Origin of the sequence: Hyphomicrobium sp. (assembly GCF_051860585.1) — a bacterium.
Classification (GTDB): Bacteria; Pseudomonadota; Alphaproteobacteria; order Rhizobiales; family Hyphomicrobiaceae; genus Hyphomicrobium_C.
The window spans coordinates 77,949-99,037 of the sequence record NZ_JBHYDS010000002.1 but is presented as its reverse complement, the minus strand read 5'-3'; the positions used below and the strand labels follow the sequence as shown (position 1 = coordinate 99,037).

Annotated in this window: 18 protein-coding genes and 1 pseudogene; 10 read left to right on the top strand and 9 right to left on the bottom strand. The window is 64.9% G+C overall.

The window, feature by feature from the left end:
- Complete coding sequence (locus ACTIFK_RS03360) at window positions 1–1,002, bottom strand: AAA family ATPase (protein WP_439541636.1); 1,002 nt, start codon at window positions 1,000–1,002, stop codon at window positions 1–3.
- Between the two features lie 234 nt (window positions 1,003–1,236).
- Here ACTIFK_RS03360 and ACTIFK_RS03355 point away from each other — a divergent pair, with 234 nt between their 5' ends.
- Window positions 1,237–1,824: a DUF1285 domain-containing protein gene (locus ACTIFK_RS03355; RefSeq protein WP_439541635.1), complete on the top strand. Its 588-nt coding sequence runs from the start codon at window positions 1,237–1,239 to the stop codon at window positions 1,822–1,824.
- On the opposite strand, the gene ACTIFK_RS03350 is transcribed toward ACTIFK_RS03355, so the two are convergent.
- Complete coding sequence (locus ACTIFK_RS03350) at window positions 1,821–2,642, bottom strand: hypothetical protein (RefSeq protein WP_439541634.1); 822 nt, start codon at window positions 2,640–2,642, stop codon at window positions 1,821–1,823. The genes ACTIFK_RS03355 and ACTIFK_RS03350 overlap by 4 nt on opposite strands.
- Window positions 2,643–2,854: 212 nt before the next feature.
- Between ACTIFK_RS03350 and ACTIFK_RS03345 the strand changes: the two genes are divergently transcribed.
- The 4 genes from ACTIFK_RS03345 (at window position 2,855) to ACTIFK_RS03330 (ending at window position 6,159) form a co-directional block, all read left to right on the top strand.
- Window positions 2,855–2,998 (top strand): aa3-type cytochrome c oxidase subunit IV, encoded by a 144-nt coding sequence (locus ACTIFK_RS03345; RefSeq protein ID WP_439541633.1) that lies wholly within the window; start codon window positions 2,855–2,857, stop codon window positions 2,996–2,998.
- A gap of 151 nt (window positions 2,999–3,149) precedes the next feature.
- Window positions 3,150–4,286, top strand: a complete 1,137-nt coding sequence (locus tag ACTIFK_RS03340) for a Re/Si-specific NAD(P)(+) transhydrogenase subunit alpha (protein WP_439541632.1) — start codon at window positions 3,150–3,152, stop codon at window positions 4,284–4,286.
- 56 nt (window positions 4,287–4,342) lie between these two features.
- Window positions 4,343–4,714 carry a proton-translocating transhydrogenase family protein gene (locus tag ACTIFK_RS03335; protein ID WP_439541631.1) on the top strand — a complete coding sequence of 124 codons (372 nt, stop codon included), beginning with the start codon at window positions 4,343–4,345 and terminating at the stop codon, window positions 4,712–4,714.
- A 38-nt stretch (window positions 4,715–4,752) separates the two neighbouring features.
- Complete coding sequence (locus ACTIFK_RS03330) at window positions 4,753–6,159, top strand: NAD(P)(+) transhydrogenase (Re/Si-specific) subunit beta (RefSeq protein ID WP_439541630.1); 1,407 nt, start codon at window positions 4,753–4,755, stop codon at window positions 6,157–6,159.
- A gap of 134 nt (window positions 6,160–6,293) precedes the next feature.
- On the opposite strand, the gene ACTIFK_RS03325 is transcribed toward ACTIFK_RS03330, so the two are convergent.
- Window positions 6,294–9,074: a cadherin-like beta sandwich domain-containing protein gene (locus tag ACTIFK_RS03325; RefSeq protein ID WP_439541629.1), complete on the bottom strand. Its 2,781-nt coding sequence runs from the start codon at window positions 9,072–9,074 to the stop codon at window positions 6,294–6,296.
- Between the two features lie 427 nt (window positions 9,075–9,501).
- On the opposite strand from ACTIFK_RS03325, the gene ACTIFK_RS03320 reads away from it, so the two are divergent.
- Together ACTIFK_RS03320 and ACTIFK_RS03315 are read left to right on the top strand one after the other, a co-directional pair.
- A complete protein-coding gene (locus tag ACTIFK_RS03320; protein ID WP_439541628.1) occupies window positions 9,502–10,146 on the top strand; it encodes a TetR/AcrR family transcriptional regulator in 645 nt (214 codons plus the stop codon).
- Window positions 10,147–10,245: 99 nt separating this feature from the next.
- On the top strand, window positions 10,246–10,773 hold the full coding sequence (locus ACTIFK_RS03315) for a hypothetical protein (RefSeq protein WP_439541627.1): 528 nt from the start codon (window positions 10,246–10,248) through the stop codon (window positions 10,771–10,773).
- 139 nt (window positions 10,774–10,912) lie between these two features.
- On the opposite strand, the gene ACTIFK_RS03310 is transcribed toward ACTIFK_RS03315, so the two are convergent.
- Window positions 10,913–11,320 (bottom strand): hypothetical protein, encoded by a 408-nt coding sequence (locus tag ACTIFK_RS03310; RefSeq protein ID WP_439541626.1) that lies wholly within the window; start codon window positions 11,318–11,320, stop codon window positions 10,913–10,915.
- A 152-nt stretch (window positions 11,321–11,472) separates the two neighbouring features.
- Window positions 11,473–12,060 carry a LysM peptidoglycan-binding domain-containing protein gene (locus ACTIFK_RS03305; protein WP_439541625.1) on the bottom strand — a complete coding sequence of 196 codons (588 nt, stop codon included), beginning with the start codon at window positions 12,058–12,060 and terminating at the stop codon, window positions 11,473–11,475.
- Between the two features lie 146 nt (window positions 12,061–12,206).
- On the opposite strand from ACTIFK_RS03305, the gene ACTIFK_RS03300 reads away from it, so the two are divergent.
- Window positions 12,207–13,037, top strand: coding sequence for an alpha/beta hydrolase (locus ACTIFK_RS03300; protein WP_439541624.1), 831 nt, complete (start codon window positions 12,207–12,209; stop codon window positions 13,035–13,037).
- Between the two features lie 3 nt (window positions 13,038–13,040).
- Here ACTIFK_RS03300 and ACTIFK_RS03295 read toward each other — a convergent pair whose 3' ends face one another.
- The 4 genes and pseudogenes from ACTIFK_RS03295 to purE all read right to left on the bottom strand — a co-directional run bounded on the left by ACTIFK_RS03295 (window position 13,041) and on the right by purE (window position 17,056).
- On the bottom strand, window positions 13,041–14,666 hold the full coding sequence (locus ACTIFK_RS03295) for a zinc metalloprotease HtpX (protein ID WP_439541623.1): 1,626 nt from the start codon (window positions 14,664–14,666) through the stop codon (window positions 13,041–13,043).
- 240 nt (window positions 14,667–14,906) lie between these two features.
- A pseudogene (gene rpsU, locus ACTIFK_RS03290) lies at window positions 14,907–15,221 on the bottom strand (30S ribosomal protein S21); the annotation flags it as partial.
- 267 nt (window positions 15,222–15,488) lie between these two features.
- Complete coding sequence (locus ACTIFK_RS03285) at window positions 15,489–16,565, bottom strand: 5-(carboxyamino)imidazole ribonucleotide synthase (RefSeq protein WP_439541622.1); 1,077 nt, start codon at window positions 16,563–16,565, stop codon at window positions 15,489–15,491.
- Entirely contained in the window at window positions 16,562–17,056 is a 495-nt protein-coding gene (gene purE, locus ACTIFK_RS03280; RefSeq protein WP_439541621.1) for a 5-(carboxyamino)imidazole ribonucleotide mutase, read from the bottom strand. The genes ACTIFK_RS03285 and purE overlap by 4 nt, the downstream gene beginning before the upstream one ends.
- Window positions 17,057–17,404: 348 nt before the next feature.
- Here purE and ACTIFK_RS03275 point away from each other — a divergent pair, with 348 nt between their 5' ends.
- Both ACTIFK_RS03275 and ACTIFK_RS03270 read left to right on the top strand, forming a co-directional pair.
- Entirely contained in the window at window positions 17,405–19,012 is a 1,608-nt protein-coding gene (locus ACTIFK_RS03275; protein ID WP_439541620.1) for a class I SAM-dependent methyltransferase, read from the top strand.
- A 94-nt stretch (window positions 19,013–19,106) separates the two neighbouring features.
- Window positions 19,107–20,867: a L,D-transpeptidase family protein gene (locus ACTIFK_RS03270; protein ID WP_439541619.1), complete on the top strand. Its 1,761-nt coding sequence runs from the start codon at window positions 19,107–19,109 to the stop codon at window positions 20,865–20,867.
- The last annotated feature ends 222 nt before the right edge of the window (window positions 20,868–21,089 follow it).

The window sequence follows — 21,089 nt, the reverse complement described above, 5'->3', positions numbered from 1 at the left end:
TCACTCCGCCGCGTGGGCGAGACGCAGGATCAAGGGTCCAAGCTCCTCGCCTTCGGCGCGGGCCGCGAACGACAGCGCCATGCGGTGTTTGAGGACGGGTTCGGCGAGATCGATGACGTCGTCGATGGAGGGCGCGAGGCGGCCGTCGATCAGCGCCTTGGCGCGCACGGCGAGCATCAAGGCCTGGCTGGCGCGCGGGCCGGGGCCCCAGGCGACGAAGCGATCGGTGTCGGCGCTGGCGCCGGTGCCGGGGCGCGCCGAGCGTACGAGTTTCAGGATTGCTTCCACCACCTTGTCGGGCACGGGGATCTGGCGCACGAGGCGCTGGATGCTCAGGAGCTCGCCGGCGTTGAGAACCGATTCGACGTGGCGTTCTTCGCTGCCGGTGGTGGCGTAGAGCATGCGGCGCTCGGCGGCGAGATCCGGATAGGTGACGTCGATTTCCAACAGGAACCGGTCGAGCTGCGCTTCGGGAAGCGGATAGGTGCCTTCCTGCTCAAGCGGGTTCTGGGTCGCGAGGACGTGAAACGGCTGAGGTGTGTCGTGGCGCGTGCCGGCGACGGTGACATGATGCTCCTGCATGGCCTGCAACAGCGCCGACTGCGTCTTGGGCGAGGCGCGGTTGATTTCGTCGGCCATCAGCAGCTGCGTGAAAATCGGACCCTTGATGAAGCGGAAGCTGCGGCGGCTTTCGCCGGGAGTTTCTTCGAGCACTTCCGAGCCGATGATGTCGGACGGCATGAGGTCGGGCGTGAACTGGATGCGCTTGGCGTCGAGGCCGAGCACGCGGCCCAACGTGTCGACGAGCAGCGTCTTGGCGAGACCGGGCACGCCGATGAGTAGCGCGTGGCCGCCGGAGAGGATGGTGATCAGCGTTCGTTCGATGACGACGTCCTGGCCGAAGATGACGGCGGCGGCGGCTTTGTGCGCGCGCTTCACCCGTTCGGCCGCGGCTTCCAAGCGCGGAACGATGGCTTCGTCAGTCTGAATCACGGTGCTCATGAAGATTTTTGTCCGGATCGCGAGTTGCTGGGGGCGCGGTGACGACGCTTAGCGCATGTGGGGGGCGCGTATGGGGCTGATTGTGACCGGCTGGCAGGGGGCGCGGTCAAGTTAAACCTCCGTAATTGCCCTCCAGCGGCCAGTATACCCATTGACGCGGGCGAGGGCCAACCTGGAGGCGCAAGTTGCCCGGACGATGGCCGTTTGCTCTAAGGTTCTCAGCGACAACACGGAATGCCGGTTCCCGGCGAAAGCGCGCGCGTGATCGACAAGCTTGCAGACTTGCTCAAAGAGGCGGAGGCGCGAGGGGCCGCGCCCGTCGAAACTTGGAATCCGCCCCATTGCGGCGACATCGGGCTCGCCATCGCACGCGATGGCGGGTGGCTCTATCGCGGCAGTCCGATCGGCCGCATGGCGCTCGTGAAGCTGTTCGCGCGTGTGCTGCGGCGCGATCCGGATGAGCGGTATTATCTGGTCACGCCTGCCGAGAAGATCGACATCGCCGTCGAGGATGCGCCGTTCGTGGCCGTTGAACTCGAAGTCACGGGGAGCGGACGCGGCCAAGTGTTGATGTTCCGGACGAATGTGGACGACGTCGTGCGCTGCGGGGCCGAGCATCCGCTGCGATTCGGCACAGGCGCGGCGGACGACGGTCTCAAGCCCTATGTCCGCGTTCGCGGACGGCTCGAAGCGCTGGTGTCGCGAAGCCTGGTCTACGACCTTGTCGAACTCGCCGATTTGGCGGCCGAAGATGACGCCGGCCGGGCCGGCATCTGGAGCGACGGCGCGTTTTTTCTGTTGCCTGAAGGCTCCGGCGGCTAAGGCGCTTTCGGTGCGGCCTCTGCCGCCGGTTTCGCGGTGGGAGCGGGCGGCTTCGCGGCCGGCGCGGCGCCAGCGGCCGCTGCCGCGGCGGGCGCAGGTTTGACGGCGGCTGGGTCGGCGGACTTCTTCGCGGCGAGCTTCTTAGTGGCGTCGGCCTTCTTCTTGGCGGGGTCTTGCGCGACAGCGCCGGGGCCGTAGCGCTTGGCGCACTGCTGATACATGAACTTGTTGATCTGCTTGATCATCGGCCCATGGAAGACGCCGATCGAATCCTCGAGCTTGGCGGCGGCCGAGATGGTGGATTTCACGTCCGCCGGGCCTTCGATGCTTTCGAGGTTGATCCAGACCTTTTCCGCCTTGCCGTTCTTGAACACGAGCTTGGGTGCGAGGCGCGCCGTGACGGGCTGAAGCGCTCCGTCGCGCTCGATCACGCATTTCACGTCGTGGGCCGGAACGAACACCTTGTGCTTCGGCTTGGTGAGGGCGTTGACGACTTCGGCCCGGGATAATTTCAGATCCACCGAACAGCGCGCGTCGCCGAAGCCCCAGGACACGCCCTTGTTGTTGCCCTCTTCTAGGCTGGACTTGGCCCACGTCTTCTGGACGCCGCAGGCGAGGTCGGCGCCCTTCGGCTGCTTGCCGAGAATCATCGTGCAGATCTGCTTCTCGCAGGCCTTGAGAGCGGCCATTTCCGCGTCCGACTGCTCGAGGGCGGCGGCCGGAAGCGTCGATATCGCAAGGGCGTACAAGGCCCATGCGGCGGCTCCGCCGGGGAGGCGGCAATACCGGGCGCGGATGGCAGCGACGCGTGGGATCATGGCGCTCCTTGGCCTTTGGTCGGGCTACTGCGAGGTTTTGGGGTGTGACATTCGAATGAGCCTAGAATTTGGCTTTTGAACCGATCCGCGGACGGCGTATCCCGGCCTAGTGGCCGAAGGAGCGCTCGGCCGGTGCGCGGCAGGCTTGAAGGGCCGCGGCGCTTGCGGTACCAAGCATTGCAACGAAGCAACAATCTCACTTGGAGGACACTATGGGGGTTAACACGTCTGGCGGGCATCCGGCCATGGACTACGCCGAGCACAATCGCACCTACGCGAACTTCCTCGGCTGGTCGAAAGCCATCATCGTGTTTCTCGTCGTGCTGCTCGCTGGCATGGCGTTCTTCCTCGTCTAGTCTCTGCGACAGTCTGGTTCCGGAACCGGTGCGCGGTCCATCATCGGCCCGCGCCGCCGCTTCCGGCCGGATTGCACACCATCCTTGCCGTTGAGGATGCCACCGGGCCGGCGCGCCGGCCTAAACGCGAGCCTGTCCACGGGATGCTTCGATGGTTACCATAGCAGTGACGGCCGAAGGGCCGGACGAGCCACGCTTCGCCGTTTCGCCGGAGACCGTCAAAAAATTCACGGCGCTCGGGGCCAAAGTTCGCGTCCAGTCCGGAGCGGGCCTTCGCTCGCGCTTCTCGGACGACGCGCTGACGGCGGCCGGCGCCGAAATCGCAGGGTCGGCCGGTGACGCGCTCGCAGGGGCCGACATCCTGCTCAAGGTCCGCCGCCCGGCGGCGGACGAACTGCGGCAGCTTAAGCAGGGCGCCATCGCCGCCGCCATTCTCGACCCTTACGACCGCGCCGGCATCGAGCCGCTCGCCGGCACGGGCGTCAATCTCTTCTCGATGGAATTCATGCCGCGCATCAGCCGCGCGCAGTCGATGGACGTTCTGTCCAGCCAGGCGAACCTCGCGGGCTACAAGGCGGTGGTCGATGCGGCGTCGCTGTTCGGCCAGGCGCTGCCGATGATGATGACGGCTGCCGGCACTGTGCCCGCGGCCAAGATCTTCATCATGGGCGTCGGCGTCGCGGGACTGCAGGCGATCGCCACGGCGCGCCGTCTCGGCGGCGTCGTCACCGCAACCGACGTGCGCCCGGCGACGAAGGAACAGGTTCAGTCGCTTGGCGCGAAGTTCGTCGCGGTCGAGGACGACGAGTTCAAGCAGGCGCAGACGGCGGCCGGGTATGCGAAGCCGATGTCGGCCGAGTATCAGGCCAAGCAGGCCGAGCTTGTCGCCAACCATCTCAAGACCCAGGACATCGTGATCACGACGGCGCTCATTCCGGGCCGCCCGGCGCCGCGTCTCATCACGCGCGCCATGGTCGACAACATGAAGCCGGGAGCGGTGATCATCGATCTCGCGGCAGAGCGCGGCGGCAACTGCGAGGCAACCGTGCCCGGCCAGACGGTCGAGGTGGGCGGCGTCACGATCGTCGGCGCGGTCAACCTGGCTGCATCGGTGCCGGTCAACGCGTCGAGCCTCTATGCCAAGAACCTCTACGCCTTCCTGGAGCTGTTCTTCGACAAGAAGGACAAGACGTTCGCCATCAACTGGGACGACGAGATCGTAAAGGGCACGCTCGTGGCCCGCGACGGTCAGATCGTCCATCCCAGCCTCGCCCCGCAACCTGCCTGAGGAGCCGAGCCATGCAGCCACGTCGCAGTTTCTCAATCCTGAGGTGGCTCTTGCCGATGGCAGCACTGGCGGCGCTTTTGCCGACGGCTGCGATGGCATCCGCTGAAGGGGTCGGCGGCCCGGTCGATCCGGCCATCTATCGCCTGATGGTGTTCGTGATAACGATCTTCGTCGGCTACTACGTCGTCTGGAGCGTCACGCCCGCCCTGCATACGCCGCTCATGAGCGTCACCAACGCGATCAGCTCCGTGATCGTGGTGGGTGCGCTGCTTGCCGTCGGCGTCGAGGCGATCACGGAAGGCACGCTGCTCGCGCGCATCTTCGGCTTCCTGGCGCTTGTCATGGCCTCGATCAACATATTCGGCGGCTTCCTCGTCACGAGCCGCATGCTCGCCATGTACAAGAAAAAAGACAGAGCCGCGAAGTAGGCCGCGAAGTAGGCCGCGAAGTAGAGGGACTCTCCGTCATGACCGCCAACATCGCTGCCGCCCTCTATCTCGTCTCGGGTGTGCTGTTCATTCTCGCGCTGCGCGGGCTCTCGCATCCCGAGTCCAGCCGCAAAGGCAATCTCTACGGCATGATCGGCATGACGATCGCCGTGCTGACCACGCTCGCCGTGTCCGATCCGAAAGAGACGCTGACGTGGGCGCTGATCCTCGGTGGGCTCGGCATCGGCGCTGTGATCGGCGCCGTGATCGCCAAGAAGATCCCAATGACGCAGATGCCGGAGCTGGTGGCCGCGTTCCATTCGCTCGTCGGTCTCGCCGCCGTGTTCGTCGCCGCCGCCGCGGTCTACGCGCCGGATGCGTTCGGCATCGGACAGCCGGGGCAGATCGGCGCCGCCAGCCTCGTCGAAATGGGCCTCGGTCTCGCCATCGGCGCGATCACATTCACGGGCTCGGTGATCGCGTTCGCCAAGCTTTCGGGGCGCATGTCGGGCGCGCCCATCATTCTGCCGCTGCGCCACATCGTGAACCTCGCGCTGTTCGGCGGGCTCGCATATCTCATCTACCAGTTCTGCATCTCGGGCGGCGATCCGACGCTGTTCTGGGCGATCACGGCCATCGCGCTCGTGTTCGGCGTGCTCATCATCATCCCCATCGGCGGCGCGGATATGCCGGTCGTCGTGTCGATGCTGAACTCGTACTCGGGCTGGGCGGCCGCCGGCATCGGCTTCACGCTCGGCAACATCGCGCTCATCATTACGGGCGCTCTGGTCGGTTCGTCGGGTGCGATCCTGTCCTACATCATGTGCAAGGGCATGAACCGCAGCTTCATCTCGGTGATCGCGGGCGGGTTCGGCGGCGAGACGGCGGGACCTGGCGGCGGCGGCGGAGAGCAAAAGCCGGTCAAGCTTGGTTCGGCCGAAGACGCGGCCTATGTCCTGAAGAACGCCTCCAAAGTCATCATCGTGCCGGGCTACGGCATGGCTGTCGCCCAGGCCCAGCACGCGCTGCGCGAGATGGGCGATGCGATGAAGAAGGCCGGCGTCGAGGTGAAGTACGCGATCCACCCGGTGGCGGGCCGCATGCCCGGTCACATGAACGTGCTGCTCGCGGAAGCGAACGTGCCCTACGACGAAGTGTTCGAGCTCGAGGACATCAACTCGGAATTCGCACAAGCGGATGCCGTCTACGTCATCGGCGCCAACGACGTCGTGAACCCGGCCGCCGAGGACGACAAGACCTCGCCGATCTACGGCATGCCCGTGCTGCAGGTGTGGAAGGCCGCGACGGTGTTCTTCAACAAGCGGTCACTCGCTTCAGGATATGCGGGCATCGACAACCCGGTGTTCTATCGCGACAACACGGTGATGGTGCTCGGCGACGCGAAGAAGATGACCGAGGAAATCGCCAAGGCGATGGCGCACTGATCCGCGCCTCTACGCTTCGAAAAGTTTAAGGCGCGCCGTTCGGCGCGCCTTTTTGTTTAGCGGTGTCCGGATAGCCCGGGTCGGTTTTAGCAGCGGGCCTGTCCGGGGCGGCGCGACGATTGCGCGTCGTCACATCAGAACCGGACGCTGCCACCGAGCTTGCCGCCTGTGGCGATCTCGCCGTCGCCTTCGAGACTGAACAGCAGCGCGCCTTCGACATCCCAGCTCATCCCGTCGGAGAGCCTGAGGCCGGTGCTCAGCGAGCCGAACAGCCCGCTGTTGTCGAGTGAGGCCACGCCCGCTGTTATGCCCAAGCTGGGTGTCAGCACCAGGCCGTTTTCGAGGAGCACCTGTCTCTCGACGTCGGCTCCGACGCTGAAGCGGAGTTGCTCCTGCGTGAAGCCGTCGAGAAGGATGACGCCGCCGATGCCGTCGGCCACGTCGTAGCCGTCCGCTTGCTCGTTGAGGTAGAGCGCCCTGAGGCGCGGCGTGACCGTCGTTCCGTCGTCGATGCTCCATTGCCCCGACACCTCGCCGGACCACATCCAGCGCGCGGTCTCGAAGCTGCCGTCGAAGAATGCCGTGTCGATATCGTTCGACGAGCCGCCATAGAGCAGGCTGGTGTCGAAGAAGACGCCGCGGCCGATTTCGAGCGAGACGTAGGGACCCGCCAGCCAGCCGTTGCCCGAGAGTTCGGTGCCAGCACTCGTGGGATCGGTCATGCGATCGAGGTGCAGAGATACGCCGACGAGCAGGCTCGGCGAGAGCAGGTAGTCGGCACCCGCCGACAGCATACCGAAGCTGCCCCATTCGCCGTTCGTGTCGTCGCGCCGATGCGCCAGCAGCGTGCCATCGACCCAGATGTTGGCCGGCTGCGCGCCCGCTTTGCCGCCGCTGCTGGCGGCGCGCAGCTCGGCGAGGCTGGTGGATACGCCGAGCTTCACGCCGTCGCCATTGGGTGTCGCGCGTGTCGATAGGCCATCGGCAGCCTTGGTCATGCGACGCCGCTCGACGAGGCCAGGTGTCTTGACCGTAGAGGACAGGAGGTTCTGGCGTGCCTGCACGAAACTTTTGACATCGCGGTCAACGTCGCTCGCAACCGCGGCGGCATTGGCGGCAATCATATAACTGACCGTGCCCGTGTTGGAGGTGCCGAGGGCGCTGATCAGCTTGTAGCCGATCTTCACCGTGCCGGTGTAACCCGGCGCGGGCGTGAATTTCAGGTAGTAACCGAACGGTCCCGCCGGCGGTCCGGCTTGTGCCAACTCTCCCTGGATGATCGTCGCCGTTCCGGCATTCGCGGGCTGGACGCTCGCCAGTTGGGCCGACGTGAACGGTCCGCCGGTTGCGTCGCGGTTGAGGTAAACGTTGGGCGGGGGCGAACCTACCGGAACAGTCTGAACCTTGTCGGCCACGGTCACGGCTGTCGGCACGACAAGCAGCGCATAGGTTACTGAGCCTCCACCATTGGCCGAATCCGTAACAGATATCGTGAATGTGTAGAGGCCCAGGGCGTTTGCCGCCAGCGGGCCACTCAGCTCGCCTGTCGAGACATTGAGGATCATACCGGGAGGCAATGCGCCTGAGCTGATCGTGAAGATCGGCGTGTTGGCGGCATTCGCGGTGGTGGTAATGCCCGCGGTGTAGTCTTCGCCCGCCATCGCGTGCTTCAGGAGACCGCTTGCGGGTGTGAACGAGATCGTCGATGTGCCGGCGCGCGTGATGACGATGCTATAGGTTTTCGTTGTCGTGTGGTCACTTGCTGTCACGACGATCGGGATGGTGTTTGCGCCGACGTTGAGCGAGATCGGGCCGGACGGACTGCCGGAGGCGACAGATGAGCCATTGACCGTCACGGTCGCGCCGGCATCGTCCACCATCGGTTTGATCGTGAATGAGGTCACGGAGTTGGCGACCGAAGCCGTGTAGCTCGTGGTGCCTGAGCGAAACGCCGGTGAGAGCGAGCCCTGGCTCAATGACAGGCTGGACAGATCGGCATTGGCGGACAGTGCGCGGTTCACGGTCACGGTGAACGTCTTGGTCGTCGTGCCGTCCTGAGCCGTGACCACAACGGTGATCGTATTGTCGCCGGCGTTGAGCGCGATGGCGCCTGAGGGGTTGCCGGAGGTAACCAGATTGCCGTTGACCGTGATCGTGGCGTTGGGTTCGACAAGTGTTGCCGCAACGGTGATCGACGTCACCGAGCTTGCGACCGACGCGGTGTAAGCCGTCGTGCTTGCGGAAAAGGTCGGGGATAGGGAGCCTTGGCTCAGCGAGAGGTTTGAGAGATCGGCGATGCTCGAAGCATCGCGGGTTACCGTCACCGAATACGTCTTCGTCGTGGTGCCGTCTTCGGCCGTGACGACAACAGTGATGGTGTTGTCGCCGATGTTGAGGGGAATGCTGCCGGACGCGTTGCCGGAGACGACCGGAGTGCCGTTGACCGTCGTCGTTGCGTTGGTGTCGTCGTTCGTCGGCGTCACGGTGATCGACGACGTTCCGCTCGTGACCGACGCCGTGTAGCTCGTCGTGCCGCTGGAAAATGCCGGGCTCAATGTATCGGGAGACAGGACAAGGCCCGACAAGTCCGCATTGCTGGACACGACGGAGGCGCACGACCAGCTCACCTCGGTGCTCCCCAAGGTGCTGCCGCCAACAAAAAAACTGGCCGTCGTGTCGGACGGAACAGTGTAGGTTTGGGAGCCGGGAGCACTGAGCATCCCGGTCAATGCCGCGAAGGTGCCACTGTCGTAGAGAGTGACAGATCCGACGCCGGCAACAAATGTCACCGTGACGACGTCACCGGCAGTGAAGCCCGTGCCAGATTGGGATCCGGTGACGGCAAAGCTCGGTCCCCGCGTGCCAATGAGCGCATTGCAGCCGGGCGACGCATAAGCAAGCGTCGGCGCTGCCAAGAAAGCTGCAACGGCAAGGGCAAAGACTGACGCGAACCTCGACAACCGCGAGGTCACGCCGCGTGCGCTGCGACCGATGACTCCGAAAATCCCGCGCCCGTGACTTCTCATGTGCCCCCCGGCATCGCTCGCGGCCCGCAATGCGGTGGCCGCAGACAAACCTCACCCGTTTCCGCAAACGCCCCGTTTGCAGATCGGTCATCGATTGAAAATTGGAATTCGGTCGGTACGCTGCGCTTGACCCGGCACCGTCCGCTGCCGCGCCGGGGTCGGATCGAATCACGCTTTACTGCTATTTCTGCCTAGAATTGGTTGTAATACCGGTCAACTGTTTTAGGTAGAACAACCGAACAATTGTTCAGCGGTGTGACTGTCTCGGGTTGCGCGGTGACTTGCGACCCACTTTCAGGCGTGGAATACGTCGGTCATGTCCACCACATCGCAGCCATCGGGCCGGCCCAACCGCACCGGCGCGGCAACCCGCACCAAAATCATCGACGCGGCCATTGCCGTGCTCGCGGAGAAGGGGTTTTCCGGCTTCACGCTGCAGGCAGTGGCCGCGCGGGCGGAGGTCGTGTACGGCAATCTCACGCACCATTATCCCTCCCGGGACAAGCTCGTGGAGGCGATGCTCGAGGCCATTCTCGAGCGGTATCGCGCGCGCTTCGATGCCCTGGCGGCGTCGCTCGACAGCCCCGGCGAAAGTCAGATCCGGCGGCTCGTGACGTGGCTGATGGACGATGCCGTCGATCCGGAGACGGCGCCGGTTCTGCTTGAGCTGTGGGCGATGGCGACGCACAATCCCAAGGTGGCGGAAGGACTTGCCGGCCTCTACGACGGCGCCGTCGATGTCTGCATGCGGTCGCTGGGGGTGACATCCCGGTCACCAAGCGCCCTCCGACTTCGGGATTCGCTCTATGTGCTGGGCACGGTGCTCGAAGGCACGTCTTCGATTTTCTACAATCGGGCGCGGGATGGTGCGGTCTATGAGGGGTTCCGCCGCGAAGCCATTGAATTGCTCGTATCTGTGCTGGAACTGCGGCTTGCCGAGGCGAAGGACGAGCAGCCGTGACATCGCCAGCGGCGACTTATCCCCTTGCTGCGCAGATCGGAGAGACTTTAGGCTGCGTATGAGGTTGGGTTCAGCACGCGCGCATCGGCAAAGGCTCGCATGAAAGCACTCGCATTCCTGGTGTTCCTATTTGTTGTGGGCGGTGGCGTGCCTCAGTCGATGGCCGCAGGGCTCGAAGTGCAGCCGCTGATCGCCGGCTATCCGATGCGGTGCCACGATTTCCGCGGCACCGTGGTGCGAACGCTGCAGACGACGGAACTCGGCGACGTGGGGCGCGCGTCGATCGTCGCGCGCGTTCCGATCATCCAGCTCGACAGCGAGCGTCTCGCCAAGCTGCCGCCCAAGCTGCAGATCTTCTTCTTCATGCACGAGTGCGCGCACCATGTGCTCGGACACATCATCAAACCGACGCTGCAGAGCGAGCGCGATGCCGATTGCTGGTCGGCCAACTATGGGCGATGGGCCGGGCTGTTCTCACGCAAGGACGTGGAGGGTTTTGCGCCGTTCTTTGCAACAAGCAACGGCTCCAAATTCGGCCATCTTCCCGGTGCCGAGCGGCAGGCTTACATCCTCAACTGTTTCGACAAGCCCGACAGCGAGCCGGTCGCGTATTCGTTCTCGCGATGATGGAGATGCGGGTCTGGCGCGTTGCGATCCGTTCTCAGCTCCGCGCGCCGGCCTCGATGTTGTTGCCGTCCGGATCCAGTACGAACGCCGCGCAACGCGCGCCGGGGCTTAAAGGGTCCCCGGCGCGCGATCGGCCGCGTTAGCGCGTCGTCGCAGAGTTCGTGTGGTAGGTGATCATGAGCATCGCCATCAGGACCGCCGAGAGCAGTCCGGCGAAGGTGCCGATGATGGCCGACGAGGGCGGGCTCGCGATGATGCCAGCGAGATCGTGCGCGGCGAGGCTGCCCGCAATCGAGGCGATGGCCGCGTTGACGAGGAGGACCATCGGCACCTTGCGTTCGTCGGTGCCCATGCCCGCGCCAAGAAACACGAGCTTATAGCGTGCAATCGATGCGATCACCGTGGCGATAAAGCCGGCTGCGATGGCCAGCGTCCGCGTGCCGGGCACAACGCCATCCAACGCCACGCCAACCAACGTTCCGACTGCCGTCGCGATCAGGACAAGAATAATTATGCTCATCGAAGTCGTGCCGCTGCGTGCTGCCATTCTCGTAGCTCCCCTGTGTGTTTTGTTTTTTACACCGGGAAAGAGTGGCGTGACTCCGCAAGCAGGTCAACGCGAAGGGCGTGCGGGGATCACCGCACGCCCTTGTTTTCATGTCAGGAAATTAACGCTGAAAATCGCCCGGCGGCAGTCCGCTAGCGGTAGCGCGTCGGGATGACGAGGCGCTGGCCGATGGCGATGCGTTCGTTCGGAAGGCGATTGGCGGCCACGATGTCGCCCACCGGCACGTTGTAGCGTCGCGAGAGGCCGAACAGGGTATCGCCTTCGCGGACTTCGATCATGTTCGGAGACTGCGGGGCATAGGCGGGCTGGGGAGCATACGCGGCCTGGCGTGGGGGCAGGTTGGCGGGCTGGCGCCAGCGCGTATCCGGCTCGTAGGCGTAGGGCCCGCGGTTCGTTGCGCCGACGCTGCCCGTCTGGATCGTTTGGGTATTCGCGTACGTATGACCGCTGTCGTAGGCCGCGTATTCGCGCGGGGTGGGGGAGCCTGGATCCGAGTACTGGCGCGCAGCCGAGTAGGAGCGCTCGCCCTGGCGCGGCGGCAAAGCGTAGGGGCTGCCTGGGCCGCGATTGGCGGCGTAACCGGGCTCATCGCGAACGGGCGCGAGACCTGCGGTCGATACGGAATTTTCGGGACTTCCGGCGCTGCAGCCGGTGAGAGCGACGCTCATAATCGACAGGATCAGCGCAGGAGCGCGGACCGAGCCCAAACGGAAACGCATGACTAAATACTCCGCAAACGCATATTGACTCTAAAAGCACAGCTTTAGGTTAATGACGTCTTAAAGACTTCGATCCGCAGCCGCGTTTGCGGCGTACTTTCTTAGGCTGCGGGAGGCTGGGGCGGACGCGCAGGGAGTGGCCGAGTTTGAGGTTGGTTTTCAAAATTCTGGTTGGAGTGGCGGTGGCGATGGGCCTCTTGGCGTTGGCGGTGAACGGGCTCCAGAAGCGGCTCATGTATTTTCCCGACACCGAGTATTTCACGCCGGTGCGCGCGGGGCTCACGGGCGTGACGGAGCGGTGGATCGAGACGCCGGACGGCGCGCGCGTGCTCGTGTGGCAGGCGAAGGCCAAGCCGGGGCGTCCGACGATGCTCTATTTCCACGGCAATGCCGGATCGCTCGAAACGCGCATCGAGCGCATCAAGAAGTACATGGCGCAGGGGCTCGGTGTGTTCATGATGACGTACCGCGGCTTCGGCGGAAGCACGGGATCGCCGTCGGAAGCGGCGAACGTCGCCGATGCCAAGCTGGCCTACGATGCGCTCGTCGCGTCAGGCGTGCCGGCGGACGACATCATCGTGTACGGGGAGTCGCTCGGCACGGGCGTGGCGGTACAGGTGGCGGGCGCGCGCAAGGTCGCGGGCGTGGTGCTCGATGCGCCTTATACGTCGATGGTGGATCTGGCCGCGCTGCATTATCCGGCCATTCCGGGACGCTGGTTCATGACCGACCGCTACGACACGCGCCAGCACATCAAAGCCGTGACAGTGCCGCTGCTGATTCTGCATGGCGAGGAAGACGACATCGTGCCCGTTTCAGAAGGGCGCGAGGTGTTCGATCTCGCCAACGCACCGAAGGAAATCAAGACGTTTCCCGGCGCCGGCCACGCGGACCATTACCGCTACGGGTCCTACGACGTGCTCTACGCGTGGATCGACCGGCTGCGCGCCGGCAAGCTGACCGCCGAAGCGCCCTAGAGATCAGCCGTCGTAGGTCGCGATGCCGATCAGCGCGAGCACGGTGTAGATCACCAGCGGAACGATAACGCCGACGAGGTAGGGATAGGCCTTCAGGCGTCCGGCAGTCGTCTTGAGCTCGCTCATGATGATGTAGCCGCCCATGCCGCGGCGGAACCAGCCCGTGACTTCACCCTTGGCGCCGATGTGCGGCTTGACGCGCCGCCAGCCTGCCCAGATGTCTCCGGCGGAACCCCAGAGCGAGCGGAAATCGATCGTGGTGCGGCCGGACGCATCGGCGAAAATCGTATCCTCTCCGATGATGGAGCCGGCGTTGGCGCGGCCGATGACCTCGCCGTGCAGGCGGACCGGACGGCCAACCATCGGCGAGGCCGCGACGTCGCCCATGAGTTCCACCACATCGGTGTCCACCGGCTGCGTGAAGGGATACATGATCGGGATCAGGGCGGCCCAGACGAGAAGCATCGCAGGCACGGCCATCAGCGCAATGCTTGCGGCTCCCGTCGCGAGGCCGACGCCGACGAGAATGATGAGCGTGAGGGTCGGCAGGATCGGGAGGGCGAGCTCGCGCAGGAACTTGCGCCACAGTGCCGCCGGATTGACGTTGGCGGCGTGGGCTGCCGCCTCGACGTCGATGTCCTGGAACGGCTGGCGCTTGTTGCGCGCGATGGCCGCGAGGGCCTGGATGCGCTTGCCGGTGAGCGGATGCGTGGATGTCAGCTCGATGAGCTTGGCCCAGGGATTGTAGATGTCGAACAGCATCGCTCTCGCCGTCGCGTCCGGGCGTTTCTTTGCGGCCTCGACCACGAGCCCAAGCTGGCTCGCGCCCTTGAAGTCCATGACGCCCATGTGGCGGGTCGACGCGAGAAGCTCGCGCGTCTGGTCGCTGTCGGTGGCTTCCGCGATGCCGTAGGCGATCTTGACGAGGGCGTTGGCAAGATGGCGCGCCTCGACGCGCTCGGCGGCGAAGCTGTCGGCAAGGTATTCGCGCGTGCGGCTCAGGTAGAGCAGGATGTAGGTGCCGAGCAGGTACATCACATAGGCGGCGATGCCGATGAGGAAGAGCTGGTTCTTGCCCTTGGAATCGCCACCGCCGGACTTGGTCCGCGTTAGGCTCGAATAGATCACGTAGAGCATCTGCACGAGCGTGCCCGCGACCGTCATGACGAGGAAGTCGCGGTTGACGATGTGGCCCAGCTCATGGGCGACGACCGCGCGCGTCTCTTCCTCGTTCAGGAATTCGAAGATGCCGTCGGTGAGCACGATGCGCGCGCCGGGCCGGAAGATGCCGTACGTGAACGCGGTCGGATTGCGGTCCGGGATGATGCCGACTGACGGCGCCTTGAAGCGGTATTCGCGAGCGACGTCGTTGACGATGCGGTGGACGTGCGGATAACGAACCTTGAGGTCGGACTCGTCGATCCAGGCGATCTTGTTGATCCACTTCAGCATCAGGTCCGTGAGCCACGGACTGACGAAGAAGATCACCGAATTGATGATCAACACCATGACGAGGGCCAAGCCGACGTCGAGCGAGCCCATTGCGACGAGCGCGGCGATCACCACGCCCGCCACCATGGCGGTGAGGAGCGAGAGGGTGATGAGGGAAGCGAAATAGAGTTTGGCCATATACGGACGATAAGCGAGCGGATGAATGAGAGCCAGACGCGTTTTTCGACTTTCCACGATGGCGCATCAGCGTCGCCGGCGCGCAACAGAAAACGCCGCCGGATGTTCATCCGACGGCGTTTGAAATTCTATCGGGCTCGTAGAGCCGTGGTCGACTTAGCGGCTGCCGTAACCGCCACCGCCGCCACCGCCACCGCCGCCGCTGTAGCCACCGCTACCGCCGAAGCCACCGCCGCTCGGACGTGCACCGCCAGCACCAGCGCCAGCGCCACCTGCGCCAGGACCACGGCCGGGACCACCAGGACCGCGGGCGCCGCCAGGGCCGCCGCGCACAACTGCGGGCTTGCCGGGAAGGAGGCCTTCGCGCTGCAACTTCTTGCGCGCAAGCTTGCGGGCGCGACGAACGGCTTCAGCCTTTTCGCGCGCCTTCTTCTCAGACGGCTTCTCGAAATAGTTCCGGAGTTTCATCTCACGGAAAATACCCTCGCGCTGCATCTTCTTTTTGAGCGCCTTGAGGGCCTGGTCGACGTTGTTGTCGCGAACGAGTACCTGCAAAGGTGACCTCTAGAGTTTATGGATCTCAGAAATAATACAAGCCCCAAGCTCCGGGGGCGGACCCCACGGCGCTTCGAGCAGAATGGATTTGGCTGGCTTCTATCAAACGTCGCGGCCGTTGTCCACGGGCGGTCTTAAGGATTTGGCGCAATTTCGCAAGGGCCGGGCCTGATTTTGCTGTGTGGGCCGACGAAATATGCGTCCGCACGCCGCGTACCCACGCCGTGACGGGGGATTTGGCGATTTGGCAGGGGCCCGCGCGACCGCCTAGCGGCGCGGCTTCAGCCGGTTGATGTGGCCCATCTTGCGGCCAGGACGGGCCTCTGGCTTGCCGTAGAGATGCACGGCCGTGTCCGGCTCGGCGGCGAATTGCTCCCAGGCGTTCACGTCCGCGCCGATCAGATTCGTCATGGTGACGTCGGAATGGCGATCTGTCGGACCCAGGGGCCAGCCGGCGACGGCCCGGATGTGATTGCCGAACTGGCTGCAAAGGCAGGCGTCCATGGTCCAGTGGCCGGAGTTGTGCACGCGCGGCGCGATCTCGTTCACCACCAGGGGCTCGGCCGCGTCCGGCAGATAAAAGAGCTCGACGCCCAGCACGCCGACATAGCCGAGCGCGGTGGCGATGGCGCCCGCGATGTCCTGAGCGCGCGCCGCGTGATGGGCGGGGAGGGGCGAGGGCACGGTCGATGTGTCTAGGATGCCGTCCTTATGCGTGTTGAGCGGGATGTCGTAGAAGCGTATGTCGCCGGCGACCGAGCGAACGACCAGCACCGACACTTCATACGCGAACGGCACGAGGCCTTCGAACACGGAGGGCGCGCCCTTGAGCGCGGAAAATGCGGCTGGAAGATCGGCGCCGGATTTGACGCGCACCTGACCCTTGCCGTCATAGCCGAGGCGGCGCGTCTTCAGGATGCCGGCGTCGCCGATGATGCGGACGGCGTCGGCACACGACGCCTCGCTGTCGACGGCGGCGAAGGGCGCGACCGGGATGCCGATGCCGCGAATGAAGGTCTTTTCCTCGAGGCGGTCCTGCGCGACGGCCAAGGCTTTCGGGCCCGGACGAACGGGCTTGATGGCTTCTGCGGCGGCCGCGGCCTCGAGCGGCACGTTCTCGAATTCATAGGTGATGACGTCGACGGCGGACGCGAAGGCGCGGATCGCGGCCGTGTCTTCGTAGGGCGCGATGGTCGAGGCGGCCGCCACGTCGCAGGCGGGGCCATGAACGTCGGAATAGATGTGGCACTTGAGGCCGAGGGGCGCGGCGGCGAGCGCCAGCATGCGGCCGAGCTGGCCACCGCCGAGAATGCCGATCGTCGCGCCGGGAGGAAGTGCGGTCATTCGCGCTCGGGCTCTTCTGCGACGCTCGCGGTCTGGCGGGCGCGGAAAGCCGCGAGGCGCGCGGCGAGGTCGTTGTCGGACAGGGCAAGGATCTGGGCGGCGAGAATACCGGCGTTGGTCGCGCCCGCTTCGCCGATGGCCATGGTGCCGACCGGAATGCCGCCCGGCATCTGGACGATCGAATAGAGGCTGTCGAGGCCGGCGAGGCTCTTCGATTGGACCGGCACGCCAAGCACCGGAAGCAGGGTCATGGACGCCGTCATGCCGGGGAGATGGGCTGCCCCGCCTGCGCCCGCGATAATGACCTTGAGACCGCGGTCCGCCGCGGAGCGCGCATAGGAGACGAGGCGGTCCGGCGTGCGATGGGCCGAGACGATCTTGACCTCGTAGGCAACGCCGAGGTCGTCCAGGACGGCGGCGGCGCGTTTCATGGTCGGCCAGTCGGACTGGCTGCCCATGATCAGTCCCACTTCGGCGTTTCGCTGGGTCATTGACCTTACAGTTCAACGGGGCTCGGGCGGCCGTCAACACAGGCTTTGCCGGGCCGAGGCCATCGGGAAACGGGGCATTTAGAGGAGGACGGCATGGCTTGCAAGGCGAAAGGCCAGGAATACACGGTCTTTCCTTAAGGAACAGGCGGGCCTTAAGGAACAGCGCGGGCCTTAAGGAACAGCGCGGGCCTTAAGGAACAGGGTGGGCCTTAAGGAGTCGCGATGCTTCGCTCAATGCCATGCCGCTTTTCCCGTCCGTGCACGAATCGCCTATCTTTCCGCGGCCTGCCGTCCCGTCGCAGGCGGCGTGCGGCGTCGCCACGGGGAACTCCTGGTTACGGTAGACACATGACATCCCCTTCCTGGACCGCCGGATACGTATCCGAGCTCGACTACACGCACGGCTATTATCGGGAAATGAGCCCGCTCAACCTCGAGCTGGCCATGCTGTCGCGGCTGCAGGCGCACAGCGTCGGGCGGCCGGTGCGCTATCTCGAACTGGGCTTCGGGCAGGGGCTTTCGCTCAACATTCACGCCGCGGCGAACGAAGGCGAATTCTGGGGGACGGATTTCAATCCGACCCAGGCCGCCAACGCGCGCGAGCTGGCACAGGCCTCGGGCGCCAACGTGCGCGCGCTCGATCAGTCGTTCGAAGAGCTGCGCGCGCGGGACGACTTGCCGGAGTTCGACGTCATCGTGCTGCACGGGATCTGGAGCTGGATATCGGACGAGAACCGGCGCGTCATCGCGGACATTGCCCGCAACCGGCTCGCCGTCGGCGGCATCCTGTACATGAGCTACAACACGACGCCCGGTTGGTCGCCGGCGATCCCGTTGCGCCACCTGATGTCGCTACATCTGAATCTCGCGACGGGGGAAGCGAACGGGCTCGGCTCGCGCATCGACGCGGCGGTCGATTTCGCGGAAAAGGTCATCGACAGCAACGCGCTCTATTTCCGCGCCAATCCGGCGGTCGCCGAGCGCCTCAAGGGCATCAAGACCCACAACCGCAACTATCTGGCGCACGAGTTCTTCAACGCCGATTGGCATCCGATGCCGTTCTCGGAAGCGGCCGGCTATCTGGAACAGGCCAAGCTGACGTTCGCGGCGTCGTCCAATCTCGTCTCCCACATCGATGCCCTGCATCTCACGGCCCCGCAGCAGCAGCTGCTCGCCTCGATCGCGCATCCGATGCTGAAGGAATCGGTGCGCGATTACTGCGAGAACCAGCAATTCCGTCGCGATATCTTCGTCAAAGGTCCGCGGACGATGACGCAGGCGCAGCAGATCGACCTGCTGAAAAGCTGGCGGTTCATGCTGATCACGCCGGAGCGCGATGTGCAGTACAAGATCACGGGGCCCGTGGGCGAAGCGCAGCTGCAGGGCGATGTCTACCGGCCGATCGTGGCGGCGCTGGCCGAGGGGCGGCACGCGCCGAAGAGCTTCGCGGAATTGGCCGCGCATCCGACGCTTCGGGCTGTTTCGGGTGCACAGATGGCGCAGGCGCTGTTCGTGCTGACGGGTCTCGGCCACGCAAGCGCGGCGTACGACGAGCGGCAGATCCAGGCGGCAAGGCCGCTCACGCGGGCGCTCAACAAGGCGCTCATCGAGCGGGCCGTGTTCTCGGGCGAAGTCGGCTTCATCGCTAGTCCGGTGACCGGCGCCGGCGTTTCCATCGGGCGCATCCAGCAGTTGTTCCTGCGCTCGATCGCGCGCGGACGGAGCACGCCACAGGAGTGGGCGGTCGACATCTGGCCGTCGATGGAGCAACAAGGCCAGCGGCTTATGCGGGACGGGAAGCCGATCCCGACGGCAACCGAGAACATCTCCGAGCTGTCGGCCATGGGGCAGGACTTCGCCGAAAAACGGCTGCCGCTGCTCGACGCCATGGGCGTCGTTGAGCGTTCTCGCGATGATGCCGTGGTTTCCGCCGGGTTGAGCATTGCGGCGGCATAACCACACTCCGCGCATAACTGGCAGGGCGGGCGCGGCTTGCCTTGGTGCTCACAAAGTCTTGGTTTTAAGGTCGTTGAAAGAGTCGGAGGCGTGGATGGGTCGCTTGTGTCTGCTTGCAATCGCGTGGGTGCTGCTCGCTGGCGCCAACGCGGACGTGCATGCGCAAACGGCGCCTCCTCAGCAGTTTGCGACCGCCGGGCCCGCGTCCGCCATGTCGGCCGAATCGGATGCGGCCGCGGTCAGGCCCGAAGACGTCAAACCCGAAGACCGGCAAGATGGCGTTGGTGAGCCGTCCGCCGCGCCGCAAGCTCCGGCCGCTGCTCATCAGGCTCCCGCCGCTGCGCCGAGTTCGCCAAGCGATGCTGCTGCCGCGCCCGCCGTTCCGGCAGCAGATCCGACAACCCCATTCGGCGTCGCGCTCAAGGCGCGCTTGCACGTCATCCCCGAGACCGGCTCCGACGAGGAGAAGAACGAGCGCGCGGCCCTGATCGCGTTTTACGGCGCGCGCGGCTACCAGCCGCTCTGGACCGACGACAAGGGCTTTGTTGCCGACGCGAACGCCATTGCCGATGTGTTCGGCGCGGCGGCGGAATGGGGTCTCGATCCCGCAGATTTCGTCGCGCCGAAGCTCGATGCATCGGAAGCGGGCGCCGGTCATCTGTCGCCCGAAGCGGAGGCGGGAGCGGAAGTCGAGCTGTCGCTCGCCGTGCTGAAGTACGCGCGTTTTGCGCGCGGCGGGCGGATCATGAATCCGGCCGGCGATCTCAATTCCAATCTCGACCGCAAGCCGCAGCTCATAGCGCCGGACAAGGTGCTCGACGGGCTGGCGGCAGCGTCGGACAAGGGCGCGTACCTGACCGGCACGCATCCGCAGCACCCGCAGTTCAAGCGCCTCAAGGAAAAGTATGCCGAAGCGCTGGCGAAGGGCGGCAAGGGCAAGCCCAATGCGCTGGCGAAGAAGCTGCAGGCCAACATGGAAATGTGGCGCTGGATGCACGACGACCTCGGCGAGATGTATCTGATGGCTAATGTGCCGGCCTACATGATCGAGATCGTCAAGGACGGCCAGACGATCCACACCGAGCGCATCGTCGTCGGAGAGATCGGCAAGCAGACATCGATCTTCACGCGGTCGCTCAAGAACATCGTGCTGAACCCGATGTGGCGCGTGCCGGAGAGCATCAAGGTCAACGAGCTGTGGCCGAGCCTGCTGCGCGGCGGCGGCCTCATGCGCCAGTACGGGCTCGAGGTGGAGACGAAAGACGGACGCCGCCTCGATTGGCGCACGATGGACTGGCGCAATCTCGACATCCGCAATTACGAAGTCGTGCAGCCGGCGGGACGCAAGAGCGTCATGGGCTACGTGAAGTTCTCGTTCCCAAGCCAGCACACGATCTTCATGCACGACACGCCCGACAAGTGGATGTTCAATTCCAAGCAGCGCACGCTGAGCCACGGCTGCCTCAGGCTGCGCAATCCGCTGCGCGTCGCGGAGATCATCCTCGCCCATGACAAGGGCTGGGATCCGGGCAAGGTGCAGGATCTCGCCAAGACCGGTCCGATGAACAACGAGATCGTCATGGAGAAGCGCATCCGCATGCACCTCGCCTATTTCACGGCGTGGGTGGATGACGGCGGGGCGCTCAAGACCTACAGCGACATCTACGGCCATGAGAAGCGCGTGACGCAGGCGCTCGAAGGCCAGTGGGACAAGATCGCCAAGGGGCGCGATCATCTGGCGCCGGTCGAGCCGAACCGTACGCATCTCGCGGATAAGCCACAGCAGAGGCCGGCGCGGGTTTCGCAATCCGCCAACGACGACTTCTTCAGCGGGTTCTTCGGCAGCGGGTTTTAAGCGTCTCCCGGCCCCTCACCCCAACCCTCTCCCCGAGGGGAGAGGGAGTTCGTCAGCACGATGGGTCACACCTTGCATCCTTCTCCCCGAGCGGAGAGGAGTCCGTAGGCACGAGGGGTAAGCGCCTTGCGTACCCACTCCCACAAGGGGAGAGGGAGTTCGTCAGCGCGAGGGGCCGCACCTTGCATCCTTCTTCCCGAGCGGAGAGGAGTCCGTAGGCAC